Raw genomic sequence first — 17,462 nt, forward strand, 5'->3', positions numbered from 1 at the left:
GTTCGTACCGGTCGTCCGGGTAGTTCCGGGGGGCCCGGCCGACCGGGTGGTTCCGGCGGCCCCGGTCGTCGGCACGCTCGGCGGTGGTCGGCTGCTGGTGGGCCGCCGTCGCCGGACGGGCGGGCAGGGGTCAGGCCGCTCCCAGCTCCTCGGCCATCGCCGCACGCAGCCGCAGGGTCGTGACGAGGCGCTGGAAGGCCTCCGCCCAGTAGCCGCCCGCTCCCGGAGACGCGTTCTCCGGCTCGTCCGGCACGGCCAGCAGGGCGTCGAGCCGGGCGGCCTCGGACGGGTCGAGGCAGCGCTCGGCCAGGCCCATGACCCCGCTGAAACTCCATGGATAACTCCCCGCGTCCCGAGCGATGTTGAGCGCGTCCACCACGGCCCCGCCGAGCGGTGCGGCCCAGGGCACCGCACACATCCCGAGCAACTGGAAGGCCTCGGACAGGCCGTGCGTGGCGATGAAGCCGGCCACCCACTCGGCCCGTTCCGTGGCGCCCAGCGTGCCGAGCAGCCTGGCGCGTTCGGCCAGGGACACCGCCCCCGGGCCGCCCGCCTCCGGCGCCGACGGCTCGCCGAGCAGCGCGCGTGCCCACTCGGCGTCCTCCTGGCGCACCGCCGCCCGGCACCACGCCGCGTGCAACTCGCCCTGCCAGTCGTCCGCCACCGGCAGCGCCACGATCTCCCGGGGCGTACGCCCGCCGAGCCGCCGTGACCAGGTACCGAGCGGCGCCGCCTCCACCAACTGGCCGAGCCACCAGGACCGTTCTCCCCGCCCCGCCGGAGCCTTCGCCACGACACCGTCGCGCTCCATGGCCGGATCGCACTCGTGCGGTGCCTCGACGACGATCGTCGGGGTGTTCTGCGCGGTGCTCCCCGGTCCGTCGTGCTCGCCGCCGGTCTCCGACGGCGGCACGGTCCGCATGTGGTCGATGGCGACACAGGCCTCCGCCCGGACCGCCATGCGCGCGGCGAGCGCCGAACCGGGCAGGGACGACAGCAGCTCCGCCGCCGTCGCCCGGACGTTGCGGCTGCGGTCGGCCAGGGCCTGCTCCAGGAACGGCTCGTCGTCCGGGCCCAGGCCCGCGCGCAGGGAGTCGAGGAACATCAGCCGGTCCTCGGCACGTTCCGTCGTCCAAGTCGTCGCCAGCAGCGCGCGTGCGGCGGCCGGTTCACGGGAGCGGAGCGCGGACAGCAGGGCGACCCGTTCGGCGAACAGGCCCTCCTGCCACAGCCGCTGGATCCTGGCGTCGTCCTCGGGCTGCGGCAGGGCCGCTCCGCCGCCCGAGGTCGCGCGCAGGGCGAAACGCCAGTCCGGGTTCAGCCGCGCCAGCCACAGACCCCGCGGCCCCGCGAACTCCAGTGCCGCCGGGCGCAGGTCGGTACGCCCCCGGGCCGCGTCCAGCAGCGCCGGAAGCACCTGCGGAGGCGGTGCGAAACCACGGGCGTTCGCCGCCGCGAGCCATTGGGGCAGCAGCTCCACCAGGTCGGGTGCGGCGCCCCGTCGGCCACCGCCGGACGGACCGGGTCGGTCGGCCAGCAGCATCGCGAGTCTGTGGGCGGCCGCCGGCGGCAGGGCGGGACGCGCGTCCACCGGAGCCGGCTGAAGCCGCTCGGCGGCCCGCGCCGGACGCAGACCGGCCCGTCGCCGCACGGTCTGCACGGCCGCCGCGTCCAGCAGGGCCACGGGTGCGTCCGGGCCGGGAGCGCTGCCCGGCGGGGTGCGCCGGTCGGTGCCCAGCAGCGCGGTGGTGACGAGCCCCTCCCAGGCGTCCGCGCCGGGCGCGTCCACAGGAGCGGAGGTCCTGGTCATGAGCTTCCTTTCCGCGGGGCGCCCGGTGGTTGAAGGCTCGCCCTTGTCGGTTGTCCCGCGATGCCTGAAAGATGCGTGGGTCTGTGGGATGCGTGCGCCGGGCCGAGCGGCCGGGCGGGGCCGGGGCCCGGGCCGGTGTTCGTGCCGACGCAGGGGACTGTGCTGGTGCGGGTACCGGTACTCGTGCCGGGGCCGATGCCGGTGCCGTCGGCTCAGCAGAGGGCGACCGCCTCGCCCGGCCCCTCCGGCCAGGCCGTCAGCGGGGTGAAGCCCTGGTGGCCGCATTCACCGAACACCCTGACCGGGGCACCGCCCGACAGGGCGACCAGCCGCCACAGGCCCGGCCGGGAACGCCCGGCGGGAGTGATCGGCAACGCCGCGTCCTCGTCGGCGTCCGCCAGCTGCCACGAGTCGCCGTCCGGGGCCGGGACGACCCGGTCCAACGTCACCGGGACGGACTCCAGCCACGGATCCTCGCGCAGGGCGTCGCCGTAGCGGGCCAGCGCCTGGGACGTCGTCGTCCCCGGCGGACGCAGCGCCGCGGGCGCGGGCGGGGCGAACTGCTCGCCCAGGACCACTCGCAGCCGCCCGGCGCCCGGGTACGCGGACACCTCCGCCTCCAGGGCAAGCCCCACCGGCAGTGCCAGCTCCGGGGCGCGTCCGGCGGCTCCATAGGAGAGGAGCAGCACGGTCCGGCGCGAAGCGGCGCCGTGCAGCCAGATCCGTCGGGTCGTCAGGCGCGAGTCCGTCGTGTCGTGCTGCGCGAGGACCAGCCAGCGGTCCCGCAGCGGCGGGCCGTCCGCGGAGGCCGGGAGTCCGATCCGGGAACGGACCGTCGCGGCGAGGCCGTCCGGGAGCCGCTCGCGGCGCAACCAGCCCTGGTCGAGGAGATGCAGCAGCGCGCACTCCTCCAACAGTCGCACCGGCCAGCCGGGACCCGTCCCCGGGATCGCCCCCAACTCCCGCACCCTGCCCGCCAGACCCTGGGCCTGGGCGTCGACCATGCGGGCCGCCGTCTCCTCCCAGAGGCCGTACCCCGCCTGTTCCGCCGTCGCCAGGCCGCCACGCAACAGGTCCGTCAGGCGCTGCTCCAGCTCCACCGCGCCCGCCGTGACCCGCTCGGCCCGGCGCTCCGCCCGGCGCAGCGCCGCCTCCGGATCAGCGGGCCCGGACGACGCACCGGAGCCGTCCCCGGCCTTCTTCTCCTCCGCGCGCTTGCGCCGCCCCGCCATCCACTGCCCGGCCCACTCCGGCGCCTGCCCCGGCGGCACCGCCGCTTCGTCGCCGGCCCAGAGCAGCAGCAGCCCGAGCGCGTGCTTGCACGGAAACTTCCGGCTCGGACAACTGCACTTGTACGCGGGCCCGGCGGCGTCCGCGATGTCCACGACCGTCTGATACGGCTTGCTTCCGCTGCCCTTGCACAGCCCCCACACCGCCCCCTCGTCGGAACTGCCCGCCTCGGACCACGGTCCCGCCGCGCCGAGTTTGCTTCCCGCTTTGCGTGATGCGGCGTCAGGTGCCAGTGCCAGCACCTGGTCCGCCGTCCAGCGCACCCCCTGCTGAGTCATGCCATCGAAGGTAGATCCCACCACTGACAATCGGGTCCGTGAACGCCCCCGGCGGACTGTTTCCGCAGGTCAGAACGCATTGTCAGTGGGGTGGTGCAACGTTGGTGCCAGATCCGAACCGGCCGAGCTGGAGGGGGACTTTGCCATGACTGTGTCCGTTGAGCCGACGTCCGTCGAAGCGGGGGAGACGAACGCGGCCCAGGCGTTGCGACCGCACGCCGAGGACGCCTTCGCCCATGAACTCGCCCTGCTGGCCGCCCAGGACGACCGTCCGCGCCCGGCCCGCTGGAAGCTGTCGCCCTGGGCCGTCGCGACCTACCTGCTCGGAGGCACACTGCCGGACGGCACGGTGATCAGCCCCAAGTACGTCGGACCGCGCCGCATCGTCGAGGTCGCCGTCACCACGCTCGCCACCGACCGCGCCCTGCTCCTGCTCGGCGTGCCGGGCACGGCGAAGACCTGGGTGTCCGAGCATCTGGCGGCGGCGGTCAGCGGTGACTCCACGCTGCTGGTGCAGGGCACCGCCGGCACTCCGGAGGAGGCCATCCGCTACGGCTGGAACTACGCGCAGCTGCTCGCGAACGGCCCGAGCCGCGACGCCCTCGTGCCCAGCCCCGTCATGCGGGCCATGGCGGAGGGCATGACGGCCCGCGTGGAGGAACTGACCCGGATTCCGGCCGACGTGCAGGACACGCTGATCACCATCCTGTCGGAGAAGACGCTGCCGATACCGGAACTGGGCCAGGAGGTGCAGGCGGTCCGCGGCTTCAACCTGATCGCCACGGCCAACGACCGCGACCGCGGGGTCAACGACCTCTCCAGCGCCCTGCGCCGCCGCTTCAACACCGTGGTGCTGCCGCTGCCGGAGAGCCCCGAGGCCGAGGTCGACATCGTCTCGCGGCGCGTCGACCAGATCGGCCGCTCCCTCGACCTGCCGGCCGCGCCCGAGGGTCTCGAAGAGATCCGACGGGTCGTCACGGTCTTCCGTGAGCTGCGCGACGGGGTCACGGCCGACGGCCGGACGAAGCTGAAGTCGCCCAGCGGCACGCTGTCCACGGCCGAGGCGATCTCCGTCGTCACCAACGGACTGGCCCTGGCGGCCCACTTCGGCGACGGCCTGCTGCGGCCGGGCGATGTCGCCGCGGGCATCCTCGGCGCGGTGGTCCGCGACCCGGCTGCGGACCGGGTCATCTGGCAGGAGTACCTGGAGACGGTCGTCCGCGAGCGCGACGGCTGGAAGGACTTCTACCGGGCCTGCCGCGAGGTGAGCGTGTGAGCGAGGTGGGGCGGGGGCCCCGGGCCCGACGCGGGGCGGGGGCCCGGGCGGCGGGGCGGCGGTTGCCGGCGGGTTCGGATCGGGCGTGCGGGACGGGAGGGGGATGAGATGACCGGTGTGGAAAGGGCCGCCGGCCAGAGGGCCGGAGCGGGGCCGGTGCTGCTGGGAGTGCGGCATCACGGACCCGGGTCCGCGCGGGCGGTGCGGGCGGTGCTGGAGGAGGTCCGGCCGCGGGTCGTGCTGATCGAGGGGCCGCCCGAGGCCGACGCGCTGGTCCCGCTCGCCGCCGATCCGGAGATGCGCCCGCCGGTCGCCCTGCTGGCCCACGCCGTGGACGAGCCCGGCCGGTCGGCGTTCTGGCCGCTGGCCGAGTTCTCCCCGGAGTGGGGCGCCCTCCGCTGGTCCCTGGAGCACGACGTACCGGCCCGCTTCATCGACCTGCCCGCCACCCACACGCTGGCCTGGGGCCGGCGGGAGGACGAGGCGGCGGTGGAGTGCGAGCGCCCTCCGGAGGCCGAGGAGGCCGAGGAGGCGGCGGACGGGGACATCGCCCCCGGCCCGGCCGACCTGCGGATCGACCCACTGGGAGTGCTCGCCCGAACCGCCGGTTACGACGACCCGGAGCGGTGGTGGGAGGACGTCGTGGAACACCGGGGGGCGGCAGCGGGCGACGCGCTCGCGCCGTTCACCGCGCTCGAGGAGGCCATGACCGCGCTGCGGGAGACCTACGGCAGTGGGGGACACGACCGGGACCTCGTGCGGGAGGCGTACATGCGGCTTCAGGTGCGCTCCGCCCAGCGGGAGTTCGAGGACGCCGTGGCGGTCGTCTGCGGGGCCTGGCACGTCCCGGCCCTGCGGCAGAAGACCACCGTCGCCGCCGACAGGGCGCTGCTGAAAGGGCTGCCCAAGGTCAAGACGGACCTGACCTGGGTGCCGTGGACCCACCGCCGGCTGTCCCGGGACAGCGGGTATGGGGCCGGCATCGACTCGCCGGGCTGGTACGGGCACTTGTTCAGTGCCCCGGACCGGCCGGTCGAGCGGTGGCTGACCAAGGTGGCGGGACTGCTGCGAGCCGAGGACCGGATCGTGTCCTCCGCGCATGTCATCGAGGCGGTGCGGCTGGCCGAGACCCTGGCGGCGATGCGCGGCCGTCCGCTGCCCGGCCTGAGCGAGACGACCGACGCGGTGCGGGCGGTGATGTGCGACGGCTCGGACGTGCCGCTGGCACTGGTGCGGGACCGCCTCGTCGTCGGGGACGTGCTGGGGGAGGTGCCGCCGTCGGCGCCGGCCGTGCCGTTGCAGCGGGACCTCACCCGTTTGCAACGCCGGCTGAGGCTGAAGCCGGAGGCGCTGGAGCGGGAGGTCGAGCTCGACCTGCGCAAGGAGAACGACGCCGCCCGCAGCAGACTGCTGCACCGGCTGCGGCTGCTCGGTATCGCGTGGGGTGAACCGGCCGCCTCCCGGGGCAGCACGGGCACCTTCCGGGAGACGTGGCGGCTGCGCTGGGAGCCCGAGCTGGCCGTGCGGGTCGCCGAGGCCGGGGTGTGGGGGACGACCGTCCTGTCCGCCGCTACGGCCAAGGCGGAGGGGGACGCCGTCACCGCGGCGGGCCTCGCCGACGTCACGGGGCTCGCCGAGCGGTGCCTCCTGGCGGAGCTGCCCGACGCGCTGCCCACGGTGATGCGGGTCCTCGCCGACCGGGCGGCCCTCGACACGGACGTCGGCCATCTCGCCCAGGCACTCCCGGCCCTGGTCCGCTCCCTGCGCTACGGCGACGTGCGCGGCACGGACACCGGCGCCCTGGCGGAGGTCGCGGCGGGACTCGCCGAGCGGGTCTTCGTCGGACTGCCCCCCGCCTGCGCCGCGCTCGACGCCGACGCCGCCGAGGAGATGCGAGGCCATGTGGACGCGGTGCACGGAGCCGTCGGGCTCCTGGGCGACGCGCCCGCGCAGGGACACGGCCGTCTGAGAGCCCGCTGGCAGGCGGTGCTGCGGGTGCTGTCCGGGCGGGACACCGTGCCCGGTGTGATCCGGGGGCGGGCCGTGCGGCTCCTGCTCGACGACGGGGAACTGGCCCAGGACGAGGCGGCACTGCTGATGGGACTCGTCCTGTCACCGGGCACACCGCCCGCCGACGCCGCCGCGTGGATCGAGGGGTTCGTCGGAGGGGGCTCGGGGGGCGGGATGCTCCTGGTGCACGACGAACGGCTGCTCGGGCTGGTCGTCGCGTGGCTGACCGGCGTGCCGGCCGAGGCCTTCACGGACGTACTGCCCCTGCTGCGGCGGACGTTCTCGGCGTACGAGCCCGGCGTGCGCCGAACCATCGGTGAACTGGTCCGACGCGGACCGGGAGCCGGAGGCGGCGCGGCCGTCACCGGCGCGGGGACACCCGGCTTCGCGGCCGAGCTCGACCCGGCGCGCGCGGACGCCGTGCTGCCGGTGGTGCGGCTGCTGCTCGGGCTGGACGAAGTGGACGAGAACACCGGCAACGACCTGACGGGGGTGACGGCATGACGACCAAGGCATCGAGGCAGCGGGCGACGACACCGGAGGGAAGGGGCACCGCGACGGGCGGGCTCCTGGCGCAGGAGCGACCGGCGACGGCCGTGCCGGTGATCCCGCTGTGGGAACGGCCCCGCAAGGGAGGACGGGGATGACGTCCCGGACGACGGACCCCGTTCAGGAGCGGCTGCGGCGATGGCGGCTCGTGCTCGGAGGGGACGCGGCGGACGGCACCGGGTGCGCGCTGTCCGGGCGGGACGCGGCGATGGACGGGGCGCTCACCGCGCTCTACGGCAGGAAGGACGGCGCGTCACAGGGCGGCCGGGACCGTTCGGCGGGGCTCGGGGCGTCGGCGCCGTCCGTGGCGCGCTGGCTCGGGGATATCCGCACCTACTTCCCGTCCTCCGTCGTGCAGGTCATGCAGCGCGACGCCATCGACCGGCTCGGCCTCGCCACGCTGCTGCTGGAGCCGGAGATGCTGGAGGCGGTGGAGGCCGACGTGCACCTCGTCGGGACGCTCCTCTCACTCAACAAGGCGATGCCGGAGACGACGAAGGAGACGGCCCGGGCCGTCGTGCGCAAGGTCGTCGAGGACCTGGAGAAGCGGCTCGCCACCCGCACCCGGGCCACCCTTACCGGCGCGCTCGACCGCAGTGCCCGGATCAGCCGGCCCCGCCACCACGACATCGACTGGAACCGCACCATCGCGGCCAACCTCAAGCACTACCTGCCCGAGTACCGAACGATCGTGCCGGAACGGCTCATCGGCTACGGGCGGGCGACCCAGTCCACGAAGAAGGAGGTCATCCTCTGTATCGACCAGTCGGGATCCATGGCGGCATCCGTTGTGTACGCATCGGTGTTCGGGGCGGTGCTCGCCTCGATGCGGACGATCTCCACGCGACTCGTCGTCTTCGACACGGCGGTCGTCGACCTCACGGACCAACTCGACGACCCGGTCGACGTGCTGTTCGGCACACAGCTCGGCGGTGGCACGGACATCAACCGGGCGCTCGCGTACTGCCAGTCGCAGATCACCCGGCCCGCGGAGACGGTGGTCGTGCTGATCAGCGACCTCTACGAAGGCGGCATCCGCAACGAGATGCTCAAGCGGGTCTCCGCGATGAAGGCCTCCGGCGTGCAGTTCGTGACGCTGCTGGCGCTCTCGGACGAGGGGGCACCTGCGTACGACCGGGAGCACGCGGCGGCGCTCGCGGCGCTGGGGGCACCGGCGTTCGCGTGCACGCCCGATCTGTTCCCCGAGGTGATGGCAGCGGCGATCGAGAAGCGGCCGTTGCCGATACCGGACGCGGCGTGAAGAGTCCGGCTCGAATGGGCCGCGTGATGGGCTCCGCGTGATGGGTTCCGCGTGAAGGGCTGCGCGTAGGGGGCTGTGCATAGAGGGCAGCGCGTGAGGGGCGGATGGCGACTTGTCCATGCATAGTCGTCCCACGTGCGGCAGCGGAGCGGACATGACGTCCCGTCAGTAGGCAAGGGCTTGCGTAACCTCCGCACTCCCGTGCGAGGATCGGCGCCTGCTCGGCCGTGCGTGATGCCGGCCGGGCGGTACCGCTTCCGTCGCACGGGAGGAAGCCCCCACTTGATCTGGTCAGCAGCCCTGCCCGGCGCCGCGTCGCGCATGCCGCGCACTGTGGCCGGGCGACGCGCGCTCCATGTGGCGCTGCTCGTGGGCGGGTTGCTGGTCATCGGGTTCCTGTGGGGGGACCGGGCGTACGCGGAGAACGACACAACGGCGTCACAGGAGCTCCGCGCCGGGCAGGTCGCCGGTGGCCCGGGGCTCTCGAAACCACCGGACGCCCACCGACCGGCCCGCGTCGGTCCCGCTCCCGTCGCGTCGCCGGACCCGCCTCGGTTGCCGGACCCGCCTCGGTTGCCGGGCCCGCCTCGGTTGCCGGGCAAGCCGGGGCTGTCCGGCAACCCCGGGCCTTCTTCCGTGCCGGTGCTGCCCGCCTCTCCGGCGTTGCCGAACGTGCAGCCGCTGCCGCACAAGCCGGGGCGGTCCGGTGATTCCCTGCTCCCCACTGTGCCCGTGCTGCCCGCCCCTCCCGCGCGGCCGGACCTGCAACCGCTGCCGGACCCGCCGGGACTGGCCGGGTCAGCCGCGCTGCCGGCCCTCCCTGTCCCGCCCGGCGATCACATACTGCTGCCCGGAGTGCCCGGGCTCTCCCCGCCACCCGGCCAGTCGGCGCCACCGGGCCACTTGCCCGGGCTCTCCCCGCTACCCGGCCAGTGGGCACCACCGGGCCACGCTCTCCCCGCCCCGGTCGCCGCTGACCCGCAGCCGGAAGGGACTGCGGTGCGAAGTGCCGTGCTACCGAAGGCAACCACGGCGCTGGGCGTCGGCGCCCAGGGCAGCGGGTCGCACGCCACCCGCGCCCGCGCCACCCGCGCCCGCGCCACCTGCGTCCACGCCACCCGCGCCCACCACGTCAGACCTGTGGGCCGCCCCGGCCGTCCGAGCCGCTCACATCATCCCCGCCCGGCCGGGCCTACCCAGGTCGGTCACCCGGTAGACGGCCGTCCCGATGGCGTGCTCGGGAATCGGGTCATGGCCGACAGCGACTCGTCGCGTCACGGCGACGCCCATGCCGTCACCCCGGTCCGCCGGACGCCGCCCAGGCTCGTGCCCGGTGCCGTGGCCCGCGCCCACGCGACGGGCACCAGGGGCGGTCAACGGGACATCCCCCTCTTCCCCGGCTAGCCCCTCTTCCCCGGCTGGTACCGACGGATCGCCCGGGCGGCTCGCAGCAGAGCCGCCCCGGGCGCCCACGTCGGCCCTTCCCCCAGTGCTTCACGAGGCTCACGCCCGTACGGCCGAAAGCCGTCGGTTGTCCGGGACCGAAACCTCGTGGAAGGGCCGGACGATCCCCATCGGGGTGGGGACCATCCGGCCCGCACCCCGGAGAGCCGGGCCCTGAACAGGGTCTCGGTGCTCCGCCGGAGGTGTCCGGTGGGCCTCACCGGGTCAACCCCAGCCCGGTGAGGCCCCTCACCCCCGGCACGCCGTGCCAGAGAGCGCGGCATCATGTGACAGGTATCACCGCTCAGGTGTGACCCTCGATTTAGAGGCCCCCCGCAAGCAGCGATAACCTGCGAGACGGACATGCCGCGCGCTCGGACACCGTGTGCGCCTCCCTTGTGACAGACAGCGGACGTCACGTTGCCCTCGCGGCACGCCCACGCAGACAACGAACCGCGAGATCACTGATAGGGACGGAAGCGCGTGGACCTGTTCGAGTACCAGGCGAGGGACCTCTTCGCCAAGCACGATGTACCGGTGCTGGCCGGTGAAGTCATCGACACGCCTGAGGCGGCCCGCGCAGCCACCGAGCGCCTCGGTGGCAAGTCCGTCGTCAAGGCCCAGGTGAAGGTCGGCGGCCGTGGCAAGGCCGGTGGCGTCAAGCTCGCCGCCACCCCCGACGAGGCGGTCGAGCACGCGACCAACATCCTCGGCATGGACATCAAGGGCCACACGGTCCACAAGGTGATGATCGCCGAGACGGCCCCGGAGATCCTGGAGGAGTACTACGTCTCCTTCCTCCTGGACCGTGCCAACCGCACCTTCCTCTCCATCGCCTCCGTCGAGGGCGGCGTGGAGATCGAGGAGGTGGCGGCCAGCCGCCCCGAGGCCGTCGCCAAGACGCCGATCGACGCCAACGAGGGTGTCACCGAGGAGAAGGCCCGCGACATCGTCGCGGCCGCCAAGTTCCCGGCCGAGGTCGCCGACAAGGTCGTGAACGTCCTGGTCAAGCTGTGGGACACCTTCATCAAGGAGGACGCCCTCCTGGTCGAGGTCAACCCGCTGGCCAAGGTGGCCTCCGGTGACGTCATCGCCCTGGACGGCAAGGTCTCCCTGGACGAGAACGCCGAGTTCCGTCAGCCGGAGCACGAGGCCCTCCAGGACAAGGCCGCGGCCAACCCGCTCGAGGCCGCCGCCAAGGAGAAGAACCTCAACTACGTCAAGCTCGACGGTGAGGTCGGCATCATCGGCAACGGCGCGGGTCTCGTCATGAGCACCCTGGACGTCGTCGCGTACGCCGGTGAGGCGCACGGTGGCGTCAAGCCCGCCAACTTCCTCGACATCGGCGGTGGCGCCTCCGCCGCCGTCATGGCGAACGGCCTGGAGATCATCCTCGGCGACCCGGACGTCAAGTCCGTCTTCGTCAACGTCTTCGGTGGCATCACCGCCTGCGACGAGGTCGCCAACGGCATCGTCCAGGCGCTGCAGCTGCTCAAGGACAAGGGCGAGGACGTCACCAAGCCCCTCGTCGTCCGTCTGGACGGCAACAACGCCGAGCTGGGTCGCAAGATCCTCTCCGACGCCAACCACCCGCTGGTCCAGCGCGTGGACACCATGGACGGCGCGGCCGACAAGGCCGCCGAGCTCGCGGCTGCGAAGTAAGGGACGAGGGACTAAACAGCCATGGCTATCTTCCTCAACAAGGACAGCAAGGTCATCGTCCAGGGCATGACCGGTGCCACGGGCATGAAGCACACCAAGCTCATGCTGGCCGACGGCACGAACATCGTCGGTGGCGTGAACCCCCGCAAGGCCGGCACGTCCGTCGACATCGACGGCAACGACATCCCGGTCTTCGGCACGGTCGCCGAGGCGATCGAGAAGACGGGCGCGAACGTGTCCGTGCTCTTCGTCCCGCCGGCCTTCGCCAAGGCCGCCGTCGTCGAGGCCATCGACGCCGAGATCCCGCTCGCGGTCGTCATCACCGAGGGCATCGCGGTCCACGACTCGGCCGCGTTCTACGCGTACGCCGTGTCCAAGGGCAACAAGACCCGGATCATCGGCCCGAACTGCCCCGGTCTCATCACGCCGGGTCAGTCCAACGCCGGCATCATCCCGGGCGACATCACCAAGCCGGGCCGTATCGGCCTGGTCTCGAAGTCCGGCACGCTGACGTACCAGATGATGTACGAGCTGCGCGACATCGGCTTCTCCTCCGCCGTCGGCATCGGTGGCGACCCGGTCATCGGGACGACCCACATCGACGCCCTCGCCGCGTTCGAGGCCGACCCCGACACCGACCTGATCGTCATGATCGGTGAGATCGGCGGCGACGCCGAGGAGCGGGCCGCGGCCTTCATCAAGGAGAACGTGAAGAAGCCGGTCGTCGGTTACGTCGCGGGCTTCACCGCGCCCGAGGGCAAGACCATGGGCCACGCCGGCGCCATCGTCTCCGGTTCCTCCGGCACGGCCGCCGCGAAGAAGGAGGCCCTCGAGGCCGCCGGCGTCAAGGTGGGCAAGACCCCGACCGAGACCGCCAAGCTGGCGCGCGCCATTCTCGGCAGCTGAGTACAGCCTCACCGGCTGAACGACGCCGTAGCGCACACCGATGGGCCCGCTCCCCGAAGGGGGGCGGGCCCATCACCCTGTCCGCGGTCTTCGACCGCCACGCCCCCCGGGCCACCGTCGCGCCCGTCACCGGGGCTGCGGCAGCAACCGGTCGGGGCCCTTCTGTTGCTCCTCGCGCAGCTTCGCGCGCAGTTCCTGCTCCGACTCCGACAGCGGTCCGGGCGCGACCGGTGGCGGTACGCCCTGGATCTCCTCTCCCGCCGGTACCGGCGGCTCGTAGTGGGTGGGGGCCGTGCGGACGGTGAGGGCCGTCGTGCCGATCAGGGCGACCGTGAAGGCGATGGCGGCCCGGGTCCAGAAGCGGGCCCGACGCTCACCGCCTCTGCGGACGGTCAGTGGTGTGGAGGCACGCAGCCGCTCGGTGGAGGCCAGTTCGACCAGCCGCCAGTGCAGTGTTTCCGGGTCCGCCAGCTCCGGCAGCCGCTCGGCGATCACCTCGCGTGCGTGCGCCAGCCGGTTCACGGCCGCGCGGGTGCTCGCCTCCGTCTCCGCCGCCGTCTCCGGCAGGCCGAGCCCGACCCCGTCATAGAGCACGAGCGTGCGGCGGTAGGACGGCGGGAGCTGCAGCAGGGTGTCCATCAGCGCGCGGTCGGAGGCACCGGGCGGGGGCGGCTCGGGGTACCGGTGACGCGGCCGGAACCGGTGCCACGGGGAGAGCGCGCACTCGTACGCCATCGCACGCACCCAGCCCGCCGGGTCGCGGTCGCGGGCCACCTCGGGCCACCTCTGCCAGGCGATCTGGAAGGCCCGTTCCACCGACTCCCGGGCCAGTTCGCGGCGGCCGGTCAGCAGGTAGGTCTGCCGGACGAGGGCGGGGGCGCAGAAGGAGTAGAGGGCGTCGAAGGCCTGGTCGGGGGTCAGGGCGGCGACGGCGTCGTCCGGCCGACGCGGTGACGCCGTACGCGGGCGATTCGTGAGGATGACGCGGTGTCCGTGCGGGACGGGGGTGTCGCTCCGGTCGGGGACGGTGACGGGACCTCGGCTCCGGTCCTTCGCGGCGGGCCGATTCCGGTCGGGAGGGGCGGGCTTGTGCCGGGCCCGGGCCGCTCGCCGGGAAGACGCCGCCCCGGGCCCGGTCACCGGCTCACCGGCCTCGACGGGGCCCTCCTGAGGGGACGTCACCTCCGCCTCGCCTTCCAGAGAGTCGAGCAGCTTCGCGTACTTCTCCCCTTTGCGGCCGCGCGGCGTGGAGTGGCCGGTCTCCCACCCGCGCACCGTCTCGCTGGTGACGCCCACCCGGGAGGCCAGCTGAGCCCGCGTCAGCGAGGCGGCCTCGCGCAGGCGTCGGCGTTCCTTGGGCGGGGGGAGGGGGATGGCAGGGCTCTGTGTCACAGGGCGCCCCTCCGTCCAGAAAAGTACATAAACGTATATTGAGCGACACAGCGATGGTTCGCCTGTTGCGACGGGAAAGCGCGTGTCGTTGGGAGCATGGCGATCGTGATCGAGATGACAGCTCGCCGACGTTCGCCGTCGCCCCTGCTCACCCGGATGCGGGACCGTTCGCCCGGACTGGCCGGCGGTTTCACGGGGGGTGCGCTCGCGGCGGGCCTGGGGCTCGCGTCGTTCGCCGTGCTCGTGATGCTGTTGTGGATCAGCTCGCCGTATCCCGACAGCGGGCCCGGCGGGGCCATGCACGTGGCGGCGGCCCTGTGGCTGCTGACGCACGGTGCCGACCTGGTCCGCACCGACACGCTCTCCGGTGTCCCCGCTCCCATGGGCGTCCCGCCCCTGCTGCTGCTGGCACTGCCGGTGTGGCTGCTGCACCGGGCGGCACGGGACGCCACGGACGGCGGGGGAGGAGACGAGGACGACGACTCCGGTGCGGACGCCGAGCCGGTCGCGGCCCCGCCCCTGGTCGCCCCGCGCACGGCGTGGGCGGGCGTGGTCCTCGGTTACCTCGCCGTCGCCGCGCCCGCCGCCCTGTACGCCGCCGGTGGGGCGCTGCGCCCCTCCTGGGTGGGGACGGGGGTGTGCGTCCTGCTGGTCGCCGTCGTGGCCGCGGGGGCGGGCGTGTGGTCGGCGTACGGCCGCCCGCACAGGCCGTTGCGGCGGCTGCTGGGTGTGCTGCCGGCGGGAGTGCGCCCGCTGGTGCTCGGCCCGGACGGGCGCCCGGGTGTCGCCGCACGGGCCGCGGCGGCCGGGGTGGTGGTGCTCCTCGGCGGCGGTGCCCTGCTGGTGACCGTGTCGCTCGTGGGTCATGGCTCGATGGCCCAGGCGTCCTTGCTCCGGCTGACCGAGGGGTGGTCAGGACGGGCCGCCGTGCTGCTGCTGTGCGCGGCCCTGGTCCCGAACGCGGCGGTCTGGGGTGCCGCCTACGCCCTCGGCCCGGGGTTCGCCCTCGGTGCCGGTCATGCGGTGGGTCCGCTGTCCTCGGCGCCGGCTCCGTTCCTGCCGCCGTTTCCGCTGCTGGCGGCGGTGCCGGAGGCGGGGGAGGGGACGTCGCTGCACTGGGCGGCCGGGGTGGTGCCGATGGTCGCGGGGGTGGTCGTGGGCTGGACGGTCGCCAAGCGGGCGGCGCCCGCGGAGGGCGCCGCGACGAGGCCGGGCAGTAAGCGGCCCGCGGTGTGGACGACCGGCCGCACGGCCCGTGCCGCGGCGCTGGCTTCTCTGCTGGGCGCCGTGGTGCTCGCGGGGCTGGCCGCGCTGTCGGGCGGTCCCCTCGGCTCCGGTGTGCTGTCCCGGTTCGGCCCGGTCTGGTGGCAGGTCGGCGCCGCGACACTGGCCTGGCTGGGACTGTCGGCGATCCCCACGGCGATCGGCGTACGGGCTTGGCGATGCCGGTCGCCACGGGCGGCTGAGCCGACGGTCGGCAGGCAGCGGGAGGACGCGGCTCAGGGCGCCCGTGGGGCCGGGCGGCTGCGGAAGGGTGCCCGGTTCGGCCGCGGCTGGTTCACGCGCACCGGAGTCGCCGGGATCGCGGGAGTGGCCGGGGGTGCCGGAGCATCCGACGCCGGCCGGGCAGCCGGGGCTTCTCGCGGCCCCGGATCGGCCGACGCTCGTGGAGGCGCCGGGCGGGCCGGGGGCTTTGAGGGCGGCGGACGTTCCGGGGGTGCCGGAGCCGCCGACGGCCCCGGGGGTGCCGGGCGGGCCGGGGGCTACGACGACGGCGGCGGACGTTTCGGGGTTGCCGGAGCCGCCGATGACCTCGGGGGTGCGGGGCGAGCGTGGGACTACAACGACGACGGACGTTTCGAGGGTGCCCGAGCCGCCGACGGCCCCGGGGGCGCCGGGCGAGCGGGGGGCTACGACGGCGGCGGACGTTCCCGCAGTTCCGGAGCCGTCGACGTCGGTCCGGGTGCCGCGCGTGCCAGAGGCGACGACGGCGTCGCCTCCTTCTGGGATCTCGGAGATCTCGGAGATCCCGGAGGCGCTTGGGGCACCGGCGACCCAGGACGCCCCGGGCGCGATGCGAGACCGGCGGACGTCACCCCGGCGCCACACTCCTCCGCCCCCGACCCGGACACGTCCTACGCCCCGTACGCCCCCTTCGAGCCCTTCGAGTACGACTTCCTGTCGCCCGGCCCGGCCCCCGAGCCGCCCGACGCTCCGGCCCCGCCCGGCCGGTCCTCACCGCCGGAGAACCGCTAGGCCGTTTCTGACGGATCTCCGCGGCGTCGCGACGCCCGGCACGCTCCCCCGTTCTCGGCTTCGCTCGAACGGGAGGGGCCCCCACCGCCGCACCGCGCGAAAGCCCAAGTAGCTCCGCTACGAGGGCTTCAACGCGGCACTCCCCCAAGCTCTTCGAGCAGGGGGGACCCCCAGAGCACGCCCCGAACGCCGCTCCTTCTCCCGCGGAGATCCATCAGAAGCGGCCTAGGGCGTCAGTCGTCCGTCTCCAGGAACCTCCGGAGTTCCTCCGGCAGAAGCGTGGAGCAGGACTGCTTCGCCTCGTTGGTCAGGGCGTCGTTGATGCACGTGTAGTAGTCGCGGTAGACCAGCTGTGCCGTGAAGGACGCGGCCACCAGGGCGATCGCCAGGGACGCGGTGACCAGGCCGCTCACCGCCGCCGTCGTCTGAGGACGGCCGCCCTGCTGCTCGGGGGCCGGGGAGTCCGGGTCGGGCCGCTGGGGCTTGGCGCGCAGGGAGCTGATGGCCCAGTAGAGGGCGAGCGCGCCGAGCAGCAGCGCCGCGTACGGCCAGCTGAAGAGGGCGAAGAAGAAGGCCCACATGCCCGAGAGGAGGGCATAGCGTGCCCGGCGCTGCGCGGGGTCCGTCGGGTCCCAGCGCATGTTCGGGCCGCCGCCCTGGGGGCCGCCCTGGCCCTCGGGCCCGCCGCGGGGACGCTCACCGAAGCCGCCGGGGGAGCGGCCGGGCTGCTGGTCGCTCCACTGGCTGCCCCAGGGCGAGCGGTCGCGTCCGCCGCCGCCGTCTCCGGAGTCCTGGGGGCCGTCACCCGAGGTGTGTCGCGGCTGCCAGGGCCGGTCCGGGGTGCCCTCGGGCGGCGGGGCGAAGGGGTTGTCCTCCTGGGATCCGCGCCCCCGCCCGTCTCCGCCGTCGCCGCTCGAAGGCGCGTCGGGCGGTGTGCTGGAGCGCTCCCGCGGCAGCACGGCGCCGCGCTCCCCTCCCTGCGGCGACAGCTGGGGGAACGTGAGGAGTCGCAGGCTGCGGTCCGGCATCAAGTGAGCGTCTTCCCGTTGGTGAGGAGGAATGAGTGGACAGAACGGAACGGCGTCGGACCCGGGTCCGTCACCTCCTGAACGCACCACGTCCGGACGTCGTTCCCGAACCGGCCCCGCCCAGACGCTACCTTCCGGCCATGCCCCCGTCCCGTGGGGGCCGTCCGGTGTGCCGGTATCGTTGCTGACGGTCGGCCGGTTCGTAGGCTTCCCCGTATCCGGGGACGCAAAGCATTCGTATGAATGCACAAAACGCTGAGCGTCGGCCGCCTTGGACAGACGCTTCCCCGAGAAAGGCCTC

At 73.9% G+C, this 17,462-nt stretch carries 11 protein-coding genes; 7 read left to right on the plus strand and 4 right to left on the minus strand.

Features of this window, described 5'->3' with window-relative positions:
* Positions 1-130: 130 nt before the first annotated feature.
* Entirely contained in the window at positions 131-1,810 is a 1,680-nt protein-coding gene (locus QNO09_RS07510) for a DUF5691 domain-containing protein (protein WP_283969273.1), read from the minus strand.
* Between the two features lie 212 nt (positions 1,811-2,022).
* Positions 2,023-3,378 carry an SWIM zinc finger family protein gene (locus QNO09_RS07515; protein WP_283969274.1) on the minus strand — a complete coding sequence of 452 codons (1,356 nt, stop codon included), beginning with the start codon at positions 3,376-3,378 and terminating at the stop codon, positions 2,023-2,025.
* 145 nt (positions 3,379-3,523) lie between these two features.
* On the opposite strand from QNO09_RS07515, the gene QNO09_RS07520 reads away from it, so the two are divergent.
* The 6 genes from QNO09_RS07520 to sucD all read left to right on the plus strand — a co-directional run bounded on the left by QNO09_RS07520 (position 3,524) and on the right by sucD (position 12,485).
* On the plus strand, positions 3,524-4,654 hold the full coding sequence (locus tag QNO09_RS07520; RefSeq protein WP_283969275.1) for an ATP-binding protein: 1,131 nt from the start codon (positions 3,524-3,526) through the stop codon (positions 4,652-4,654).
* Between the two features lie 108 nt (positions 4,655-4,762).
* Positions 4,763-7,168, plus strand: a complete 2,406-nt coding sequence (locus tag QNO09_RS07525; RefSeq protein WP_283969276.1) for a DUF5682 family protein — start codon at positions 4,763-4,765, stop codon at positions 7,166-7,168.
* A gap of 139 nt (positions 7,169-7,307) precedes the next feature.
* Positions 7,308-8,474, plus strand: coding sequence for a VWA domain-containing protein (locus tag QNO09_RS07530; RefSeq protein WP_283969277.1), 1,167 nt, complete (start codon positions 7,308-7,310; stop codon positions 8,472-8,474).
* A gap of 1,251 nt (positions 8,475-9,725) precedes the next feature.
* Positions 9,726-9,878, plus strand: a complete 153-nt coding sequence (locus QNO09_RS07535) for a hypothetical protein (RefSeq protein WP_283969278.1) — start codon at positions 9,726-9,728, stop codon at positions 9,876-9,878.
* Positions 9,879-10,400: 522 nt separating this feature from the next.
* Positions 10,401-11,579 (plus strand): ADP-forming succinate--CoA ligase subunit beta, encoded by a 1,179-nt coding sequence (gene sucC, locus QNO09_RS07540; RefSeq protein ID WP_283969279.1) that lies wholly within the window; start codon positions 10,401-10,403, stop codon positions 11,577-11,579.
* 21 nt (positions 11,580-11,600) lie between these two features.
* Positions 11,601-12,485 carry a succinate--CoA ligase subunit alpha gene (gene sucD, locus QNO09_RS07545; protein ID WP_031132986.1) on the plus strand — a complete coding sequence of 295 codons (885 nt, stop codon included), beginning with the start codon at positions 11,601-11,603 and terminating at the stop codon, positions 12,483-12,485.
* Positions 12,486-12,611: 126 nt separating this feature from the next.
* Here the strand turns inward: sucD and QNO09_RS07550 are convergent, their stop codons facing one another.
* Positions 12,612-13,877 (minus strand): helix-turn-helix domain-containing protein, encoded by a 1,266-nt coding sequence (locus QNO09_RS07550; protein WP_283969280.1) that lies wholly within the window; start codon positions 13,875-13,877, stop codon positions 12,612-12,614.
* 96 nt (positions 13,878-13,973) lie between these two features.
* Here QNO09_RS07550 and QNO09_RS39875 point away from each other — a divergent pair, with 96 nt between their 5' ends.
* The gene (locus QNO09_RS39875; protein WP_502962258.1) at positions 13,974-16,133 is read left to right on the plus strand and encodes a cell division protein PerM; all 2,160 of its coding nucleotides are present in this window, start codon (positions 13,974-13,976) and stop codon (positions 16,131-16,133) included.
* A 233-nt stretch (positions 16,134-16,366) separates the two neighbouring features.
* Here the strand turns inward: QNO09_RS39875 and QNO09_RS07560 are convergent, their stop codons facing one another.
* On the minus strand, positions 16,367-17,161 hold the full coding sequence (locus QNO09_RS07560; RefSeq protein WP_283969281.1) for a hypothetical protein: 795 nt from the start codon (positions 17,159-17,161) through the stop codon (positions 16,367-16,369).
* Positions 17,162-17,462: the final 301 nt, after the last annotated feature.

The organism is Streptomyces sp. 378, assembly GCF_030124145.1.
Taxonomy (GTDB): Bacteria; Actinomycetota; Actinomycetes; order Streptomycetales; family Streptomycetaceae; genus Streptomyces.